Genomic DNA, 19,313 nt, shown 5'->3' with positions numbered 1-19,313 from the left:
GATCAGGATGCCTGCGCGTCGCGTTGCTGGCATCCGGCCAGGAACACGTCCAGCGCCACCGGCCGCCCGATCACATACCCCTGCGCATAGTCCACCCCGATCGCGCGCAGCGCATCGAGGGTGCGTTCATCCTCCACCCACTCCGCCACCGTGCGCACCCCCAGCCGGTGCCCGATGTCATTGATCGAGCTGACGATCTCGCGGTCGACCGCGTTGTCGGCCAGTTGCCGGATAAAGCTGCCGTCGATCTTCAGGAAGTCCACCGGGAATTGCTTCAGGTAGGCGAACGACGACAGGCCCGAGCCGAAGTCGTCCAGCGACACGGTGCAGCCGGCGCGCCGCATCTCCGCTACCAGCCGGTTGGCCGCGGCCATGTTGTTGATCAGCGCGGTCTCCGTGATCTCCAGCCGGATGCGGCTGGCGGGCAGGGCGCTGGCCTCCAGCTCGGCATGCAGGAAGGGCAGCAGGAAGGGCTCGCCGAGCGAATTGGCCGACAGGTTGATCGATACCGACAGCCCGGGCACGGCGCCCAGGCGTTCGCCGTAGCCGCGCAGCACGTTGCGGATGACCCAGCGGTCGACATGGCCCATCAGGTCGTAGCGCTCGGCGGCGGGAATGAAGGCGCCGGGCATGATCAGCTCGCCGTGCTCGTCGACCATGCGCACCAGGATCTCGATATGGCGGTGGTCGGCGCCGGCCTCGTTCTCCTCGGGCTGCAGTGCGCGGATTTCCTGCGCGAACAGGCGGAAGCGATTGGCTTCGAGCGCCGAATGGATGCCGGCCGCGACTTCCAGCTCGCGGTGGTGGCGGCGGGCGTCGCTCTCGTCGCGGCGGTAGACCGAGACGCGGCTGCGGCCGGCGGCCTTGGCGGCATAGCAGGCCACGTCGGCGCGGCTCATCAGTTCGCTGACCGGGGGCACGTCCAGGTCGATGGCGGCGATGCCGATGCTGGCGCCCACGTCGTACACGCGCCCTTCCCACGGGAAGCGGCGGCCGCGGATGGCGTCGATCACGCCCTGGCAGACCTGTTCGGCCTGGTCGACGGTGCAGTCCTTGAGCAGCAGCGCGAACTCGTCGCCGCCCAGGCGCGCCAGCACATCGTCGGGGCGTACATGATTGCGGATCATGTAGCCCAGTTCGCGCAGCAGCACGTCGCCGGCGCCGTGGCCGGCGGTGTCGTTGACGATCTTGAAGCGGTCCAGGTCGATGAAGCACAGCGCGGCGCGGTGGCCATGCAGCCGCGCCGCGTCGCAGGCTTCACGCAGGCGTTGCTCGAACCAGGTGCGGTTGGGCAGCCCGGTCAGCGCATCGTGCATGGCCGAACGCGCCAGCTCGCGCTGCAGCGCGCGCGCGGTAGTGATGTCCTGGAATACCAGCACCGCGCCCAGCACCTCGCCGCGCGCGGTCAGCACGGGCGCGGCCGAGTCCTGCACGTCGTGGCGCTCGCCGGTCAGGCTCTGCAGCACGGCGCCGACCTGCAGGTAGGCGGGGGCGAGCGTGCGCAGGCAGGCTTCGACCGGGCTGGGGATGGGGTCGCCGGAGGCTTCGTCGACGATGCGGAAGACCTGCTCCAGCGGCAGGCCGTTGGCGCTGGCCATGGTCCAGCCGGTCAGCTGTTCGGCGATCGGGTTCATGAAGGTCACGTGCATGGTCGCATCGGTGCAGATCACCGCATCGCCGATCGAGCGCAGCGTGATGTGCAGGCGCTCCTTCTCTTCGAACAGCGCCTCGGTCAGCCGCCGCTGCTCGGTGATGTCCCAGTTGGTGCCGACCAGGGCCTGCGCGGTGCCATCGTCGGTGCGCGTGACCATGGCCATCGCGCGCACGTGGCGCACGTTGCCGCCGGGACGCGCGATGCGGTATTCGGTATCGAACGGCGCCTCGCCGCGGATGGCCTGGCGCATCTCGCCGCTGACGCGGCTGACGTCGTCCGGATGCAGCATCGCGATCCATTGCTCCACCACTGGCGTGCCGCCCGCGGGGTCGGTGCCGTGCAGCGCGTGCATGCGCGCATCCCAGGTGATGCCGGCGCTGGTGAAGTCCCACTCCCAGATGCCCACGCCGCCGGCCTCAGCCGCCAGCTGGATGCGGCGCGATAGCCGTTCCAGCTCTTGCTGCGCCAGCTTGCGCGCGTGGACGTCTTCCACCTGGGTGATGAAGTGCTGCGGCTCGCCGGTCTGTTCGTCGCGCACCAGCGATACCGCCAGCAGGACCCAGCGGTAGTGGCCGTCCTTGTGGCGGTAGCGCTTTTCCAGGCGGTAGGACTCGATCTTCCCGGACAGCAGGTTGTCGACCTGGCGCAGGTCGCCGGTCAGGTCGTCGGGGTGGGTCAGCTGCTGATAGCTCAGCGCGCGCAGCTCGGCCGCGCTGTAGCCCAGCAACTCGGTCATGGCGCGGTTGACCGTCTGCCAGCGGCCGTCCATGTCGACCAGCGCCATGCCGATGGCCGAATGCTCCATGGCCTGGCGAAAGCGCTTGTCGCTGCTGCGCAGGCTGGCGCGGCCGTGCCGGTTCTGCTCGGTCAGGTAGGCGATGCAGGCCGGGAACACCATGATCACCGCCGCCGACAGCGGCACCGCTTCATGGCGGTGCGCGAGCAGCATCAGCGCCTGCAGGCAGAGCGTGGCAACCAGCGTCAGCAGCGCGGTGGCAAACGGATTGCCGGCCAGCGCCACCAGCACCAGCGGCAGCGACATCGCGGCAAACGGGTCCTGGCCCTGCCACTGCGCGAAGGCGCCGATGGCCAGGCACAGCGCCAGCGCGCCCGCCTGCGGCGCCAGCAGCCGCCGCGCGACGGCGGCGCGCACGCGCATCGCCGTCATCGACAACATCATCGGCAGCAACAGCGCCATGCCGAGCGCGTCGGCCTGCCACCAGGTCCACCAGACCGAGGCGAAGCTGGTGCCATGGGTGGTGGCGATGGCCATGGCGCCGGCGGTGGCCCCCAGTGCCGGCGCCAGGATGCCGCCCACCGCCAGCATCACCGCGAAGGCAGCCAGCGGACCGCGGCGCCCCAGCACGGCATGCCGGTCCAGCAGGCGCAGCAGCCCGAGCGCGAACAGCATCTCGGCCAGATTGGCGCCGGTCAGCATCAGCGCGGTGGCGACGCTGTCGCCGGCCGCGTGGTTGGCCAGCACGCTGGCGCCCACCATGCCCGCCAGCAGCCACGGCCCCTCCGCGCGCGGCCGGTGCAGCAGCAGGCCCAGGCCGAAGGCGTTGGGCAGCCACACCGCCGCCACGGTACCGGGCAGCCGCGCCAGCCACAGCGCAGCCGCCGCCAGCACGAAATAGCCGGCGCCGGCCAGCAGCAAGGGCAGCCAGCGGCGCTGCGGGGCGGAAGGGCCTGGAGCGGCCTGGTGGCTCGGCGGGGCCGTGTCGAGCGTCATGGACGAGAACGATGCAAAAAGGCGGTGCGTCTGGGTGGGAAGGAGGCGGCTTGCCCGGCGCACCCGGGCGGCACGGCCCCCCGGATGCGGGGACGGACTGCCGCCCAGCGTAGGGGCAATGTAGCGAGGATTAGGACGCGGCCATCGGCAGGACAGGGGGCAGGTTGGGGGCTTTCTTGCCACTGGTGCTGGGGGCGATTTTTTGGTAGGGGCGGCATGAGAACTCTCCGCGATCCTGCCAGGCCAGCGCGCTTCACAATATCAGTTTCCTTGTAGGGAATTAGGCCGCTCATCGGGGGCGATCAGCGCCAGGGGCGCGCCATTGGCGCCAACGCCTTAGTCCCTTCCCATAGCTATTCATTAGCGGCAACACGGTTTCAAAGGCGGAACCACCGCGGGGCGCCCGAATGTTCGTCGTAATCTTCGGAGTTTTCCGCAGGGATGATGGGAAAGATCCTACTTACTAACGCGGAATGACGAACCACTCTGAAAGCAGATCTACTTGGACGACGGCGATCTTCTAGTGACTGATTGAGTCGGCATAAAGGTCGATCCAGCTGCCGGAAAATCTTTGTGGCATCAGTATTTGTAGCTTCGCGTGCACGTGGAGGAAATGGGGCGTCGCTCCTAAGACGCTCCGTAACGCCAACGCAAACGTTGGCATTTTTAAAAGGAGTATTGAAATGTCAAAGGTTTATATTTTTCTCTCGAAAGCCATCAAGCGCTGCACTGGGCACGGCAAGCACTTTGGCTATCACTCCACCTATGCAGGTCACCTCGTGGACTCCTGCAATAGCAATACGTGATCGGCAAATAACTAGGTTCTAGTTATTAGGCGTGCTTCTTCGGTCAGAACTTCCGCGGGGAGAATCCTATGTCTCTGAGATCAAATCTGACGACGTCAACGACTTGGCGTGACTTCGATCTTTCGGTGGTCACTGAGCGATTTCGCCTCAAGAGTCCATTCGGTTCCATGGCAGACGAACTCGAGCGAGAGGCACGCCGTTTCCTTTGGATCAGCGCAAAGACTCAAGAACCACTTGTGCCATCCGCGCTCGTGGACGAGTACTGGCATGCGCTGATTTTGAGTACCAGCCTGTATCGAGACTACTGCGACAACGCCTTTGGCTTCTTCATTGAGCATACCAACGGCATACCAGGAACATCGCAGCAAGCGCTCCAAGCTCACGCCGAAGCGTATCAAAGAACGCTGCAAATCTACGAGGCAGAATTTCAGTCGCCAGCCCCGTCTACCAGCTGGCCAGACTCTCGCAATCGAGTTGATAAGCGACTGGATTGCTACAAGAAGCCATACCGTCTCCACCTGGAGACTACCAACCACTGCAACCTTCGGTGCGAACACTGTTATCCGGAGTCTTCAAGTGCCGAGCCGCATCACCCCAGAGAGCAAATCGACAGAACTCTTGACGAGGCGGAGAGGATCGGAGTGAGGAAGATTACGCTAACGGGTGGTGAAATATTGACTCGGCCAGATTGGAAGGCGATTTTTTTAAAATCTCTCGATATTTGCGACAACGTGTATTTCATCACAAACGGGCTGCTCCTCACGAGAAGGAAGCTGGAGTGGCTTGCCAGGCAGCGCGCTATCCGATCCGTGAGGGGATGGCGGCGATCCATCTTTGAAAGTGCTCCTGTTGAGATAGGGGTGGCCATTAGTCTGGATGGTCTGGCTGGTAATGCGTTGGTACGCAAGAATGATGCGGGTGCAGGTGTTAAGGCCGCGCAGATCATCGACCGTATCGCACTGGCGGTGCAATATGGCCTGCATGTCACGGTAAACACGACAATAACAAACGAGGTATCGGCAAAAGAGCTTCCGGAAATGTACGATCTTCTCAGCCGGATTGGGATTGATCGTTGGCAGATCGATCAAGCCTACCTTGCGGGCAGGTTTAGGAACAGCGATCTCTTATTCCGACCGAGCAGAAGCGACGCCGGGTTGTTCACATCCAGGCAATGCCTGTGAATGGGGATGAGTGATGTCGGAAGTCAGTCAAGGGGAACGCTTCACTGAGACCAAATTTCCGTTGGCATACAACAACTTCCGACTGGTTTGGTCGGGTCAGTTTGTCAGCTTGGTCGGGAGCTCCGCACATACGGTTGCAATTTCATTCTTCCTCAAAGAGGCGACCCAATCAGGATCCTTTGTTGGCATTGCGTTGTTTTGCTGTGGCGTCGCTGCGTTGCTTTGTTTGCCTCTGTCTGGTGTCGTTGCAGATCGTATAAACAGAAAATCGGTCGTAATGTTCTGTGACACAGTGAACGCTTGCGTGACTCTCGCTTTGGCCTTTGCATTCCATTGGGCGCCGCGAAGCTTGGGGTCGTGGCTCCCGATTCTAGCGGTGCTTTGCAGCCTAACGATTGCAGTTTCGTCGGCATTCTTTCGACCTGCTTTCGGCGCGATGTTGCCGGACCTCGTTCCGAGGGCAGCGTTGGTGCCGGCGAATGCCCTCTACAAGATTGGGGCGCGTTCTGGCGACCTGCTTGGCAACATGCTCGGAGGGTGGGTTTATGGGTTGGTTGGTCCCGGTGCATTATTTCTTGCAAATTCCCTGTCCTATTTTCTGGCTGTGCGTTGCGTGTCATGCGCCAGGCCGAACGAACTGTTCGCGCCACAACGTCGATCGAATCGATCAACGGTTGGCATCGCTAGTCTGGTGACAGAGTTCCTTCAGGGAGTTGGAACCCTTGCCAGCATCCAAGGTGGCCGACAGTTCCTGAGCATGGCGTTGGTGATCAACTTCTTCGCCACGCCAATCCTTGTCTTGATGCCTTTCCATGCTTCTGGAGTGTTACGTGCGAGTGTGCCGATGTACGGTTTTCTCATGGCCGCACTCTCGATGGGAGTGTTGATTGGGTATCTCATGGCGGCGAAGGTTCCTGTGCCGCGCCTGAATCAAACACGGGTTGTAGTTTCCATCATTGCCTTCATGTGTGGCTGTTTTCTGTTGTTCAGCCGAACCGGAAATTTCACGCTCGCCTCTCTTCTTCTGTTTGCCGCCGGGGTCGCAAATGGATACTGGAGCATATTTTTTGAAACGACCCTGCAGAGAGTGATTCCGCGAGGCGCATTCGGGCGCGTCTACGCATGCTATGGATTGCTATCGGGCGGACTGATACCTTTGGCTTCGTTGGTTGGTGGTGTGGTCCTGGATATACTGGCCGGGGACACCAGAGTATTGTTCACATTTTGTGCACTGGTGATGACTATGTACCCGATGTTTTTGTTGACTCGTAAAGAATTCTCGTCTTTTTTTGAATCCTTAGAGAGTGAGTTCAACTGAACGCCAATGGAAGATCCTGCAGGAGTTCGGGAATATGTTGTCACGGCTGTCGATGTTGCGGGGCGCCCTGGGAGTTCGAACTTCGCGATAGATCTGGGATGCGGAAGTGACGTAGTTCCGCTCTATCTGATTGGGCGGGGTTGGCGTGTCCTTGCCATCGACAAGGACCCCACCGTTGTGGCTCACCTCAGAGCTCGTGCGGGTGGAGGGAGGCTATCAGCCGTGTGCGCAGATTTTCAGGAGATCCCGCTGCCAAGAGTTTCGTTGATTCACGCTGGCTATGCGTTGCAGTATGTTCACCCAGCCAGCTTCGCTGATCTATGGAGGCGTATCGCGGCGGCTCTGTATCCTGACGGGGTTTTTGCCGGACATTTCTTCGGGGAGAAAGATCAGTTTGCCAAGGATGACCAATGCTCGGTGTTCCGGTCCGAAGCGCTTCAGGAGCTTTTTGCAGAATGGAGGATTGAACAGTGGGATGAATTCTACGGCCCCGGCCATCGCGATCCATCACGGTGGTGGCATTTCTTTACAGTCGTGGCAAAACTTCCTGGAATCCCAACTTAGGCTTTCCCTTCTTCGGTGCAAATATCATGTCTTCAAGTGCAAATGAGCCAGTACTTGGCGAGGATATCGATCTGCTTTGGGAGCGCGCTTGCTCCGGGTTGGCCCCCGGTTCTTGCAGTCATGCGGTTCGGAATCTCAAGGATGGTGACCTTGAGCGCCTTGTCCCGCTGGTTTACTCCGCCTTTGCAGGCACCGTCGATAGCGCGCCATTGGAGACATGGGGACGCAAACTCCGGGCTATCTTAAGAAATCAATACGGCCCCTTGCTGTCGACGGCATCATTCGCTGCGGAAACGCCGTCAGGTCAATTGGCCGGGACGATCCTCGCCACGGACTTTGCCCTTTACAAGGCTCCGGTTATCGCGTTGATAGCTGTGGCTCCCGGCACGCAGCATCAGGGTTTGGGTTCGTACCTTCTGCGCCGGTCCATCCAGGCGCTGGCGCTTGATGGCTTTTCCAATTGTCGGGCCAGGATTTCCCCTGGGAACGACGCCTCGCTGCTGTTATTCCGAAAGACCGGCTTCCAACTCCGCCGCGTCGATCTGAACGGACCTCCGCATTCGGGCGGTCGGCAAGCGGTGCCTCCAGCTTAAGGCGGCATTTGCCGTCACCATTCCCGAGCACTTCGCCAACCCCGCCGATAACCTCCCCGGTAATCGCGCCGCGGCCGCGCCGCGCCCATCATGCAGCCATGGCCTGACCCCAGGCCCTTTACGGATTCCCAACCAAGACCAGGAGTACGCCATGTCTGCCGCCATCCAAGCCCAAGTCGCCGCCGATCCCGCCGCCCTTGCCGACCGCTATCTCGCCGCCTGGAACGAGACCGACGCCGCGCGCCGGCGCGAGCTGATCGCGCTGGCGTGGGCGGAATCGGCAAGCTATGTCGATCCGCTGATGCGCGGTGACGGTCATGCAGGCATTGACGCGATGATTGCCGCAGTGCAGGGGAAATTCCCCGGGTTCCGCTTTACCCGCGTGAGCCCGGTCGATGCGCACGGCGATTACCTGCGCTTCACCTGGGAACTGGGCCCGGCGGGAGAGCCGGCGCTGGTGGTCGGCACCGACTTCGCCACGATTTCCGCCGATGGCCGGCTCGCGCGCATGACCGGCTTCATCGACCGGGCCCCGGCCGGGCTGGCCTGACCGAGGGCGCGCTCCGCCGCTATGTGGCCTTCCCCACCGACAGCCCCCGGCCCATTGGCGGCAAGCTGCTGCATCCAGTGCGGCGGACAGGGGAGAGCAAATGGCGCGATTTCTGCGGGTGGCGGCATGGGGGCTGGCCGGCACGGCTGTCGCCGTGGCCGTGGCGGCCTATGCCGCGGTATGGGTCGGCGAGCGCAAGGCGGTGCGCATTGTCGCGGTCAAGGTTTCACCCATCGCAATCCGTGAAGACGCCGCTGGCATTGCCCACGGCAAGTACCTGTTTGAATCGCGCGGCTGCATGGAGTGCCACGGTGCCGGCGCCGGTGGCAAGCAGGTGATCGACGATCCCGGCGGCCTGCGCGTGCGCGCGCCGGACCTGACGCGCGCCAATCCGGCCATTGCCGCGTACCAGCCGGTTGACTGGGTACGGAGCATCCGCCATGGCGTGGCGCCCTCGCACCGGCCGCTGCTGATCATGCCCAGCGAGGACTACAACCGCCTGAGCGACGAGGACCTGGGCGCGCTGGTGGGATACCTGCGCAGCCTGCCGCCGGCGATGGGGGCGCCCGCGGAGATCCGCATGCCATGGCAAGTACGGGCGCTGTACGGCGTGGGCATCGTGCAGGACGCGGCCGCCAAGATCGACCACGGCCTGCCGGTGCAGCCTGCAATGGAGCCGGCGCCCACGGCCAGGTATGGCGGCTACGTTGCCAATGCCTGCCTGGGGTGTCACCGGCCGGACTTCCGCGGCGGCAAGATACCGGGCGGGCCCCCCGACTGGCCGCCCGCGGCGGACCTGCGCCCCGTGCCGGGCGGCGCCATGTCGCGCTACGGCCAGGCCTCGGCTTTTATCGCGATGATGCGCAGCGGCAAGCGGCCCGATGGCACCGAAGTGAGCCGCGTGATGCCGTTCGATTCGTTCGGACGCATGAACGATACCGACCTGACCGCGCTTTATCTCTTCCTGGCCGGCATGCCGCAGCGCTGAGCGCGCGCGTCAGCGCCGCGCCAGCCGCCGGCCGGCGGCGATGCCGGGCAGCTCCACCCAGCGGTGCAGCAGCAGGGCCAGCGCCAGCGCCAGGCCGGCATCGATGGCAAAGCGCAGCAGCTGCAGCGCAGTCTGGTCGGGCGCCAGTTCGGGCATCAGGCGCTTGACGCCCTCGATCACCGTGGGGTGCGTCAGGTACAGCGCATACGACAGCTCGCCAAGCCATACCAGCGCGCGCGGCACGCGCAGCACGCCGGCGTGCTCGGCCGCCACGGCGCCGGCCAGCAGCAGCGCCGCGGGCAGCCCGCGCCCGGCCAGGCTGAAGTCGGGCCCGACCAGCGGCAGCGACAGCGCGAACGCGGCGCAACCGGTTGCCAGCATGCCCACCGCGATGGCCGGCGTCAGCAGGTGGCGCCAGCGCGCGTAGGCCCACGCCAACCCGCAGCCCAGCAGGAATTCCAGCACCAGCGGATTGCTGGCCATGGCCAGCCACGGCGTGGCGAACGGGTAGCCCTGCGCGGGATCGGCCACCAGCGCGCCGAAGCGCCACCACGGCAGCACCAGCGTGGTCAACGCAAAGACCCCCAGCACTACCAGCAGCGCGCGCCGCCTGGCCAGCAGCAGGCCCAGCGCGAAGGCGGCGTAGAACGCCAGCTCATAGTTGAGCGACCAGCCCACGTACAGCGCCGGATAACCATAGTACGGCGCGTGGTCGGTGGCGGTCGGCAGGAATGCCAGCGACGCCGCGAACACCGCCGGCGTGACCGGATTGAGCAGCAGCGCATGGATGGCCGACATGGTCCAGTACGGCGGCGCCAGCCGGCAGCAGCGCCGGATCATGAAGCTGAGCGGGCGTTCGGGCTGGGGCCGCGCCAGCACCGCGACCCAGGCGATGATGAAGCCGCTGATGACAAAGAACACGTCCACGCCGACATGGCCGCGCTTGATCACGTTGTCGGTCAGCCAGCCAAGCGCCGGCGCATCGGCGCCGCCCAGCGCCAGGCCGGAGTGGTAGACCACCACGAACGCGGCGGCCAGTCCGCGCAACGCCTGGATGCTGTCGAGCCGCGCCACCGACGGGGACTCGGCCGCGGGCACGCGCGTGGTAGCGGTGGCGTGCGGGACCGGTGCCGCGGAGGCGTCGGGACAGGTGGGTTCTGGAATAGTCGATGGCACTGTTGCGGCGACAGAAATCGGAAAGCGAAGGGATTCATGAGGGACAGCCGCCACATGCCCAAAGTTCGTGCAAAACGGCTCCGGGGGTAGGGTAGTGCGCATGGTGTTCGGCAAGGTGACCGAAATTGCACTATCCTCACTTGTCCTTTGCGCCAGGCTGCGGCGCATGGGCAGTGCCCTGCGCCGTATGATTCACGCCAGGCGGGGCACTGGAAAGAACCAGCGGGCAACGTACCCAAGGAGTGTCCCCCATGACCACCCTCAATATCAACGTCAACGGCAAGACCCGTGAAGTCGACGTGGACCCGTCCACGCCGCTGCTGTGGGCGCTGCGTGACAACCTTGAAATGACCGGCACCAAGTTCGGCTGCGGCATGGCCGCATGCGGTGCCTGCACCGTGCACGTCAACGGCCAGGCCACGCGCAGCTGCGTGACGCCGGTATCCGCCGCTGCCGGCGCGCGCATCACCACCATCGAAGGCATCGGCAGTGACCGCGTCGGGCGCGCCGTGATGGACGCGTGGCTCAAGCATGATGTGGCGCAATGCGGCTACTGCCAGAACGGCCAGGTGATGAGCGCCATCGGCCTGCTGCGTACCAAGCCGCGGCCCACCGACGCCGACATCGACCAGGCCATGGCCGGCAACCTGTGCCGCTGCGGCACGTACCAGCGCATCCGCGCGGCGATCAAAGACGCCGCCCGTGCGCTGGCCTGAGCGGGAGGAAACCAATATGCGTATCCGAGGCATCGAAGCCCTGGCAGGCGGCCAGGCCGGCAATAGCGGCGAAGCGCGCCCGAACACCGGCGTGGCCACGCTGGACCGCCGCAGTTTCCTGAAGCTGACCGGCCTGGCCGGCGGCGGCCTGGCGCTGGGCGTGGCCCCGCTGGCGCAGGCACAGGAGGGCGCCAGCCCCAAGGCGCCGCCGCCGGCGCCGCAGGCATTCCTGATCATCGCGCCGGACAACACCGTGACCGTGGCCGTGAACCGGCTCGAGTTCGGCCAGGGCGTGCACACCGCATTGCCGATGGCGCTGGCCGAAGAGCTGGACGCCGACTGGCGCAACGTGCGCGCCACGCTGGCGCCGGCCGGCGACCCGTACAAGGACCCGGGCTTCGGCATGCAGATGACCGGCGGCTCCACCGCGTTGAACCATTCGTTCCAGCAGTACCGCGAATTGGGCGCGCGCGCCCGCGCCATGCTGGTGGCGGCGGCCGCGCAGCAGTGGAAGGTCGATCCGGCCAGCTGCAAGGTGGAGCAGGGCGTCATCACGTCCGGCAGCCAGCGTGCCACCTTCGGCGAACTGGCGCCCGCGGCGATGGAGCTGCCCGTGCCGCAGCGGGTCACTCTGAAAGACCCGTCGCAGTTCCGCATCATCGGCAAGCCCACGCCGCGGCTGGATGCACGCGGCAAGATGGAAGCGACCACGCCGTTCGGCATCGACACGCACCTGAAGGGCATGGTGGTGGCCGTGGTGGCGCGCCCGCCGCGCTTTGGCGGCAAGGTCAAGAGCTTCAGCGCCGACAAGGCCCGCGCGGTGCAGGGCGTGCGCGGCGTGCTGCAAGTGCCGGTCGACCGCGGCGGCAGCGGCGTGGCCGTGATTGCCAGCGGCTACTGGCCGGCCAAGACGGGCCGCGATGCGCTCGACATCCAGTGGGAAGACGCGGGCTCGAAGGTGTCGTCGCAGGCGCTCTTCGACGAATACGCAAAGCTGGCCGGCCAGCCCGGCACGGTGGCGCGCGCGGCGAGCGGGGATATCGGCTCGGCCATCAACGGTGCCGCGCGCAAGATCGAGGCTGACTTCCGCTTCCCGTACCTGGCGCACGCGCCGATGGAGCCGCTGAACTGCACGCTGCAGCCGGAAGTGGCCGGCGGCAAGGTGCAGTCGGTCAAGGTCTGGGTGGGCTCGCAGTTCCAGACCGTCGACCAGACCGCGGTGGCGCGCACGCTGGGGCTGGCGCCGGACAAGGTGGTGCTCAACACCATGATGGCCGGCGGCGGCTTCGGCCGGCGCGCGGTGCCGACCTCGGACTACATCGTTGAGGCGGCCAATGTACTCAAGGCCTGGGTGGCCGCCGGCCACACTGAGCCGCTCAAGGTGGTCTGGAGCCGCGAGGATGATATCCGTGGCGGCTACTACCGCCCGCTGCACCTGCACCGCGCCCGCATCGGCCTGGATGCGCAGGGCAAGGTGGTGGGCTGGCAGCACACCATCGTCGGCCAGTCGATCCTGAAGGGCACGCCGTTCGAGTCCTTCATGGTCAAGAACGGTGTCGACGCCACCATGACCGAGGGCATTGTCGAGAACGACTATGACCTGCCGCTGCAGATGTCGGTGCACCATCCGCAGGTGGACGTGCCGGTGCTGTGGTGGCGCTCGGTGGGCAATACGCACACCGCCTTCGTCAAGGAAACCCTCGCCGACGAGATGGCCGCCGCCGCCAAACAGGACCCGGTGGCGTTCCGCCTGGCGCGGCTCGACGAGAAGAAGCACGCGCGCCACCGCGCCGCGCTGCAGCTTGCGGTCGAGAAGTCCGGCTATGGCAAGCGCAAGCTGCCCAAGGGCCATGCCTGGGGCGTGGCCGTGCACGAGTCGTTCAACACCGTGGTGGCCTATGTGGTCGACGTCTCGGTGGTGAAGGGCGAGCCGCGCGTGCATCGCGTCACCGCCGGCGTGCATGCCAACCGCGTGGTCAACCCGATGTCCGCCGAGGCCCAGATCCAGGGTGCCTGCGTGTTCGGGCTGGCCATGACCAGGCCGGGGTTTGCCATCGAGATCGAGAACGGTGCCGTGAAGAACAGCAACTTCCCGGACTATCCGCCGCCGCGCATCACCGATGCACCGGTGGTGGACGTGTTCTTCGTGCCCTCGCAGGAGAACCCCACCGGCCTGGGCGAGCCGGGCGTGCCGCCGATCGCGCCGGCGGTGGCCAATGCGCTGTTCACGCTGACCGGCAAGCGCCAGCGGCAGCTGCCGTTTGTGATGGCGTAGACGGGCCTGGCAGGATGACCGGCGGCGGCGCGAGCGCTATGGCGTGCCGCCGCTGGCCATGCGCCATGCCTTGCTGAAGCGTTGCAGGTCGGCGGCCGAGGCATCGGTCACGGCCCAGAAGTCCATGCCGCCTGCCTGCCAGTGCGTGATCTGGTAGCCCTGCCGGGTCAGGGTGCTGTCGAAGTCAGGCGCCACCTTGCGCGCGCCCGCGCCGCGCAGCACGAAGACATCGATCGGATGCTGGTTGCGTTGATAGACCAGCACCGCCACGCGCTGCCCGTGGAGGTAGTCGAGCCGTCCGCCAACGAGCGCGAAGCCCTCTGCCGCCATGTCAGGGACCGGCGGCGCGAAATCCAGCCGCCCGTTGAACCACGGCTTGACCGTGTGGCGATCAGTGGATGCCACGTCGACGGCGTGGTCCGCGATCAGCGCGCGTACATGGCCGCTGACAACTTCACGCGCCATGGCGTCTTGCGGGGCATCCCGCAGCAGGAACAATGTCAGTCCGAACGCCATCGAGGCGACGGTCAGCGCCGCCAGCCCGGCGTTGACGGCCGGGCGCCAGGCAAACCACTCGAGCCAGCGCGGGCGCGATGCCTCACCGCCTGCCGGCACGCAGGCCGCGGGCAGCGCAGCAGCGATCCGGGCGCGCAGGGCGGGACTTGCGCGATGGTAAGTCGCGCCTTCCCGTACAGCCGTGCGCAGTGCGCGCAGGCGTCCCAGTTCGGCCGTGCACGCGGTACATTGCGCCAGGTGCTGCTCCAGGCGCAGGCTTTCCGCCGCGCCGAGTTCGTCGTCGGCGCAGGCGGGCAGCAGTTCGCAAACGTCATTGCAGTCCATGACCTGTCTCCCCGGCGGGGTGCGGTGCCGGCGCCAGCCCACCGGATGGCGGGCGTGCGTGTGCCGGCCCTTGAGCCGTGCTCTGCTGTTGCAGCGCCGTCACGGCCGCCGCCAGCATGCGCCGCCCGCGCGCGAGCCGCGACATGACCGTGCCGATAGCGATATCCGCGACGCGCGCGATGTCGCGGTAGGGCAACTCCTCCAGTTCGCGCAGCACCAGCACTTCGCGAAACGCCACCGGCAACTGCTCCAGCGCCCGGTGCACCAGCCGCACGTCTTCCTGCCGCAGCAGCCACTGCTCAGGGTCGTCCCGGCCATCGTGCCAGGCCGGCAGGGGCTGGTTCTCGCGCAGGTCGTCATAGCCGCACACCTCGCCGGCCGACTTGCGCTTCTGGCAGGTGGTGAACCACGTATTGCGCACGATGGCGAGCAGCCACGGCCGCGGCTGCTCGCCGCGGAAACTGCCAAAGAGCCGGTAAGCGCGCAGGAAGGCTTCCTGGACCACGTCGTCGGCCTCGCTGGCGCTGCCCGACAACCAGCGCGCGAGGTTGTAGGCGGCATCCAGGTGCGGAAGCACCAGCTCATCGAAGCGGCGGCGTTCGTCGGATGCGTGATCCATGCGTGCCTTGGTCGGTTTGTGCGCCGGCGCCGGTGGCGCACGTCCTGTGTATACCGGCGTTCCACGCAGTTTATTCCCGCCGCGCCCGGATTTCCTGCGGTTGCGCAGCGCCGGGAATAAAGCTTCGCGCAAGCCGGTATGACAGGCACATCCCTGCAACCATGCGACGGAGGCACCATGAACACACTGAAGCGACGCGATTTCCTGAGGCTGGCAGGCGCCGCCGGCGGCGCGGTGTTTGCGTCCGGGCTGCCCGGCTGGACCTTCGGGCGCGATGAGGATTTCTATTTTGTGCAGCTGTCGGACGCACACTGGGGCTTCCAGGGGCCGGCCAATCCGGATGCGCGCGGCACGCTGCCCAAGGCCATCGCCGCCGTCAATGCGCTGCGGCAGCCGCCCGACTTCATCATGTTCACCGGCGATCTCACGCACACCACCGACGATCCGCAGGAGCGGCGGCGGCGCCTGAGTGAGTTCCAGTCCGTCATTGCCGGCCTGGGCGTCAGCACGATCCACCTGATGCCGGGCGAGCACGACGCCAGCCTCGATGCGGGCGCGGCCTACCAGGAGCTGTTCGGGCCGACGCACTACACCTTCGATCACAAAGGCGTGCATTTCGTCGTGCTCGACAACGTGTCCGATCCGGCGGGGCGGGTCGGGGATGCGCAGCGTGCGTGGCTGGCGGCGGACCTGGCGCGGCAACCAAAGAGCGCGCGCATCGTGGTGTTCACGCACCGCCCGCTGTTCGACCTGTATCCGCAATGGGACTGGGCCACGCGCGACGGTGCGCAGGTGCTCGACACGCTGATGCCCTATCCGAACGTGACCGTGTTCTACGGCCACATCCATCAGGAGCATCACCATATGACCGGCCACATTGCGCATCACGCCGCACGCTCGCTGATGTTTCCCCTGCCGCCGCCGGGCTCGCAGCCGCAGCGCCTGCCGGTGCCATGGGATGCCGCGCAGCCCTATCGCGGATTGGGCTGGCGCGAGATCGAAGCGAAACCGGCGTCCGGCGCGTTCGCGCTGGCCGAGCAGCCGATCGCGACCTGACCGGAGCCGGCCATGAGAATGTCATCGATGGTCGGGCGGCGCACGGTGCTGGCCTGGATGCTCGGCCTCGGGGCGGCCGTGCTGGCCGGCACCGGCCGGGGCGATGCGGCTGCGCCGCGCGTCATTCGCGTCCACGCGCGCAAGTTCGTCTTTACCCCGAATCACATCCCGCTGCGTCCCGGCGAGTCGGTCGTATTCGAACTGACGGCACAGGATGTGATCATGGGCTTCAGCGTGCCGGATTTCGGCGTGCGTGCCGACGTGCCGCCAGGCGCGACCGTGCGTTTGCCGGCAACGGCGCGCGGCAGCGGCAACTATGGCTTCCTGTGCGACATCTTCTGCGGGTCGGGGCATGAGACCATGAACGGCGTGATCGAGGTCATGTAGACGCCGCCCGTCCGATCGTCGGGTCGCCGGCGAGCCCGCGGGCGTGAGCGCTGGTGTTGTAATCGCGCAGCCCGTGGGCGGCCCTATTGCCTTTGCCCTGCGAGCCGCGTAGAACGTTGGGAAACGGCACCGGGAGAGGGCCGGCAGCCGCTCGTGGTGGGCGGCCGAGCACAACGCCAGAGGATCGAGGTGTGGCCATGGAGACCCAAGAGAGCGCGCTGACGCTTGCCCTGATGACCGAACCTGCGCGGGCCACGGTTTGCCGCGCGCTGCTGGAAGCCGGCGAGGACGGGCTGCCCGCCGCCGCCCTGGCGCAACTGGTCGGGCTGAGCCTGCCGCGTGCCGCACACATGTTCCAGGAACTGATGCAGGCTGAAGTGGTGGCACTGTCCATCCGCGAGCGCCAGGTCTGCTATGTGCTCAAGGCCCGGCGCGCGGTGCGCGATGCGCTGGGCTATATCGACAGCAGCGGCCTGGCCGACTGATCCTTGCTGCGTGGCCGGGCGCAGGTTGGCGCGGCCCGGTTCCACCGCGGTCCCGCCAGCGCGGGCGCCGGCGGCAGGCTACTTCCGGACTTCCTTCAGTGCCCGCTCACGCGCGGCTTCCTTGTCCTCGATGAGCCGGTAGGCCGCGTAGTACTTGAAGATGTTGCGCACATAGGTGGTGGTTTCGATGCCGATCTTCTCCGCCACCACGATCTCGACATTGTTGAACCACTTGTCGGGGTCCAGCCCGCGCGCCGCAGCCTCCTTGCGCATCTTGGCGATATTGCCCGGCCCGGCGTTGTAGCTGGCGAAGGCGAACAGCGGCCGGTTCGAGTCCGAGAAGTGCGCGTCGGGGAAGTACTTGGTCATCAGCCGGTCCATGTACTTGGCGCCGGCGTGGATGTTGGACTCGACCATCTTGATATTGCCCACATTCAGTTCCTTGCCAGTGGCGGGCATGATCTGCATGATGCCGACGGCACCCACGCGACTGCGCGCCTGCTGGTTGAGCTGTGATTCCTGGAAGCCCTGCGCGGCGAGCATCAGCGGGTCGAAGTGATAGTCCTTGCCGTACTTCTCGAAGAAGACAACGGTCTGCTGGAAGCGCTTGTATTCGGCATCTTCAGTGTTGTTCTTGATCTGCTTGATCCGGCGCATGGATTGCTTGAGCAGGTATTCCGCCACGCCCTGCTTCTTGACGTGGTTGATATAGAAATCGTCGATTGCCTGCCGCAACTGCGGGCTGTTCTTGCGGAAGGCCCAGCCGACATAGCCGCCTTCGCGCACTGCCAGGTCCTGGCGCACCTTGATGTCAGGCAGGATCTGCGCCCACATTGCGGCCTTCCAGTCGTCGACCACGACGATCGCCAGCAGGCCCGCATTGACCATCTCGAGCACGTCTTCGTCTTCAAGGGCGTCGGGCAGCAGCACCAGTTGCATCGGTGCCTTGCCGGACTGGCGCAGGCGGTTGTTCAGTGCAGTCAGGCTTTCGTAGTAGCTGCTCGCGCGGCGCACATGGACGGTCTTGCCCGCCAGGTCGTCCAGGCTCTTCAGCGCCGGCGACTTGGGGCCGGTCACGATCAGCTCGCGCACTGGCTTGCGGTCACGCGGCGCGGCAAAGTCGACCAGCTTCAGCCGTGCCTCGGTCTCGGTCAGGTTGCCGGCGGCGATATCGCCCAGGCCGGCCGCCAGGTCGGGCAGCAGGCGGTCGCGCGTGGTGGGGATGATGATGACGGTGAGCGGGCGCTTGCCCAGTCGATTGGCGTAGGTCTTGTTCAGGTAGCGCTCGAATTCCCGCACCAGTTCGGCGGTAATTCCGCGCTCATGGCCCTTGTCGCTGAAGTAGAGGGTGCGGCTGTAAGGCACCAGCACGCGGATGACATGACTGTTGACCATCACGTCGAAGTCGCCCGTGCGCGGCTTGTTGGCGAGGTTGAGGCCGCGCGGCCTGGCGGAATCGGCCTTGCCGGTTGCGGCTTTCGCCGCGGGGGCCGCAACGGGTGCGGACGCGGGCGCGGGCTTCTGCTGCGCCACGGCAAACGTGCTGCAAAGGCTGAGCGCGCCCACCAGGCCGGACAGTAGAAGGCCTGCGAACCAGTGGCGTGGGTGGGCAGCGGACATGGCGCAGATGGCAAGCCGGGCAGAAAGGCGCGCGACTCGCTCGTATCGAGTCTAGGCGCGATCCTGCCTCTTGCAAGCCGCCAGGGTCCGGATGCCGCCGAAGGGCAAACGGCGGGGCGATGCCCGGCAAAAAGAAGGTGGCCGGTTGATCCCGGCCACCCTTCGTGCAACGGCTGGCGCTATTGCTTTGGTGGGGCCATTTCCTGCTTGGCCGCTGCATCCGCTGCCTTGTTCTCTACCTTGCGCTCCTGCTTGGCAGCGCCGACTTCGTCCTTGTACTCACCCTTGGCCGCCTTTTTCTTGGCCTTGTACTCGGCGGCGGCCTTCTGGCGCGCCTCGCGGCGTTCCACCAGCGGGTCCTTCGGCGGCTGGATCTGGGTCATGCCGGGCGGCACGCCCTGACCGCCTGCGGGGCTGGCTGCGGTGGCCGGCATCGCCGGTGTTGCCGGCGCCGCCGGCATGCCCTGTGCGGCAGGGGTTGCCGGCTCGGCCGGGGTGGCGGGGGTGGCGGTTGTCTGGGCAATGGCCGCAGCGCAGCTGAGGCCTGCCAGGCCTGCTGCAATCACGCTGGCAAATCGGGTAAGGCGAGCGGGCTGTTTCGGATCCATGGAAAACCTCCAGGGTTGTTGTCGGGAAGCGCCGTCCAACAGGGTCCGGCGCAACGTATGCCGCACATGCCTGCCGGGCAGACGCGCGGCGACAAGCCCAGTCTAGGCAGCAGGCGCAGCTTGCGCTGTCGGGGTTGCGCCGATG

17 protein-coding genes are annotated in these 19,313 nt (G+C 65.9%); 11 read left to right on the top strand and 6 right to left on the bottom strand.

Annotated elements, in window-relative coordinates:
- Positions 1-2: 2 nt before the first annotated feature.
- The gene (locus tag A3A5_RS0121265) at positions 3-3,386 is read right to left on the bottom strand and encodes a diguanylate cyclase (RefSeq protein ID WP_018312541.1); all 3,384 of its coding nucleotides are present in this window, start codon (positions 3,384-3,386) and stop codon (positions 3-5) included.
- Between the two features lie 973 nt (positions 3,387-4,359).
- On the opposite strand from A3A5_RS0121265, the gene A3A5_RS0121260 reads away from it, so the two are divergent.
- From A3A5_RS0121260 to A3A5_RS0121240, 6 genes are all read left to right on the top strand, one after another.
- Positions 4,360-5,373 carry a radical SAM protein gene (locus A3A5_RS0121260; RefSeq protein ID WP_018312540.1) on the top strand — a complete coding sequence of 338 codons (1,014 nt, stop codon included), beginning with the start codon at positions 4,360-4,362 and terminating at the stop codon, positions 5,371-5,373.
- 13 nt (positions 5,374-5,386) lie between these two features.
- A complete protein-coding gene (locus tag A3A5_RS41985) occupies positions 5,387-6,691 on the top strand; it encodes an MFS transporter (RefSeq protein WP_081623960.1) in 1,305 nt (434 codons plus the stop codon).
- 6 nt (positions 6,692-6,697) lie between these two features.
- On the top strand, positions 6,698-7,255 hold the full coding sequence (locus A3A5_RS41980; protein ID WP_081623959.1) for a trans-aconitate 2-methyltransferase: 558 nt from the start codon (positions 6,698-6,700) through the stop codon (positions 7,253-7,255).
- A 26-nt stretch (positions 7,256-7,281) separates the two neighbouring features.
- On the top strand, positions 7,282-7,848 hold the full coding sequence (locus A3A5_RS41975; protein ID WP_081623958.1) for a GNAT family N-acetyltransferase: 567 nt from the start codon (positions 7,282-7,284) through the stop codon (positions 7,846-7,848).
- 151 nt (positions 7,849-7,999) lie between these two features.
- Entirely contained in the window at positions 8,000-8,398 is a 399-nt protein-coding gene (locus A3A5_RS0121245; RefSeq protein WP_018312537.1) for a nuclear transport factor 2 family protein, read from the top strand.
- Between the two features lie 100 nt (positions 8,399-8,498).
- Positions 8,499-9,386 (top strand): c-type cytochrome, encoded by an 888-nt coding sequence (locus tag A3A5_RS0121240; RefSeq protein ID WP_018312536.1) that lies wholly within the window; start codon positions 8,499-8,501, stop codon positions 9,384-9,386.
- Between the two features lie 9 nt (positions 9,387-9,395).
- Here A3A5_RS0121240 and A3A5_RS0121235 read toward each other — a convergent pair whose 3' ends face one another.
- A complete protein-coding gene (locus A3A5_RS0121235) occupies positions 9,396-10,484 on the bottom strand; it encodes an acyltransferase (protein WP_018312535.1) in 1,089 nt (362 codons plus the stop codon).
- Between the two features lie 329 nt (positions 10,485-10,813).
- Here A3A5_RS0121235 and A3A5_RS0121230 point away from each other — a divergent pair, with 329 nt between their 5' ends.
- Together A3A5_RS0121230 and A3A5_RS0121225 are read left to right on the top strand one after the other, a co-directional pair.
- A complete protein-coding gene (locus A3A5_RS0121230; RefSeq protein ID WP_018312534.1) occupies positions 10,814-11,278 on the top strand; it encodes a (2Fe-2S)-binding protein in 465 nt (154 codons plus the stop codon).
- A gap of 16 nt (positions 11,279-11,294) precedes the next feature.
- Positions 11,295-13,553 carry a xanthine dehydrogenase family protein molybdopterin-binding subunit gene (locus tag A3A5_RS0121225; protein ID WP_018312533.1) on the top strand — a complete coding sequence of 753 codons (2,259 nt, stop codon included), beginning with the start codon at positions 11,295-11,297 and terminating at the stop codon, positions 13,551-13,553.
- A gap of 36 nt (positions 13,554-13,589) precedes the next feature.
- Here A3A5_RS0121225 and A3A5_RS0121220 read toward each other — a convergent pair whose 3' ends face one another.
- Positions 13,590-14,393 (bottom strand): anti-sigma factor, encoded by an 804-nt coding sequence (locus tag A3A5_RS0121220; RefSeq protein WP_018312532.1) that lies wholly within the window; start codon positions 14,391-14,393, stop codon positions 13,590-13,592.
- Positions 14,380-15,012 (bottom strand): RNA polymerase sigma factor, encoded by a 633-nt coding sequence (locus A3A5_RS0121215; RefSeq protein ID WP_018312531.1) that lies wholly within the window; start codon positions 15,010-15,012, stop codon positions 14,380-14,382. Before A3A5_RS0121215 ends, A3A5_RS0121220 begins: the two co-directional genes overlap by 14 nt.
- A gap of 177 nt (positions 15,013-15,189) precedes the next feature.
- Here A3A5_RS0121215 and A3A5_RS0121210 point away from each other — a divergent pair, with 177 nt between their 5' ends.
- The 3 genes from A3A5_RS0121210 (at position 15,190) to A3A5_RS0121200 (ending at position 16,940) form a co-directional block, all read left to right on the top strand.
- A complete protein-coding gene (locus tag A3A5_RS0121210) occupies positions 15,190-16,068 on the top strand; it encodes a metallophosphoesterase (RefSeq protein ID WP_018312530.1) in 879 nt (292 codons plus the stop codon).
- Positions 16,069-16,080: 12 nt separating this feature from the next.
- Complete coding sequence (locus A3A5_RS0121205; protein ID WP_035813212.1) at positions 16,081-16,455, top strand: cupredoxin domain-containing protein; 375 nt, start codon at positions 16,081-16,083, stop codon at positions 16,453-16,455.
- A 197-nt stretch (positions 16,456-16,652) separates the two neighbouring features.
- Positions 16,653-16,940, top strand: coding sequence for a hypothetical protein (locus A3A5_RS0121200; RefSeq protein ID WP_018312528.1), 288 nt, complete (start codon positions 16,653-16,655; stop codon positions 16,938-16,940).
- 78 nt (positions 16,941-17,018) lie between these two features.
- Here the strand turns inward: A3A5_RS0121200 and A3A5_RS0121195 are convergent, their stop codons facing one another.
- The gene (locus A3A5_RS0121195) at positions 17,019-18,560 is read right to left on the bottom strand and encodes a lytic transglycosylase F (protein ID WP_018312527.1); all 1,542 of its coding nucleotides are present in this window, start codon (positions 18,558-18,560) and stop codon (positions 17,019-17,021) included.
- Positions 18,561-18,739: 179 nt separating this feature from the next.
- A complete protein-coding gene (locus A3A5_RS0121190; RefSeq protein WP_026200977.1) occupies positions 18,740-19,168 on the bottom strand; it encodes a hypothetical protein in 429 nt (142 codons plus the stop codon).
- Between the last annotated feature and the right edge of the window lie 145 nt (positions 19,169-19,313).

This window comes from Cupriavidus sp. UYPR2.512 (assembly GCF_000379565.1).
Taxonomy (GTDB): Bacteria; Pseudomonadota; Gammaproteobacteria; order Burkholderiales; family Burkholderiaceae; genus Cupriavidus.
Note: the sequence above shows the minus strand (reverse complement) of the source record. Positions and strands in the feature narration are given on the sequence as shown.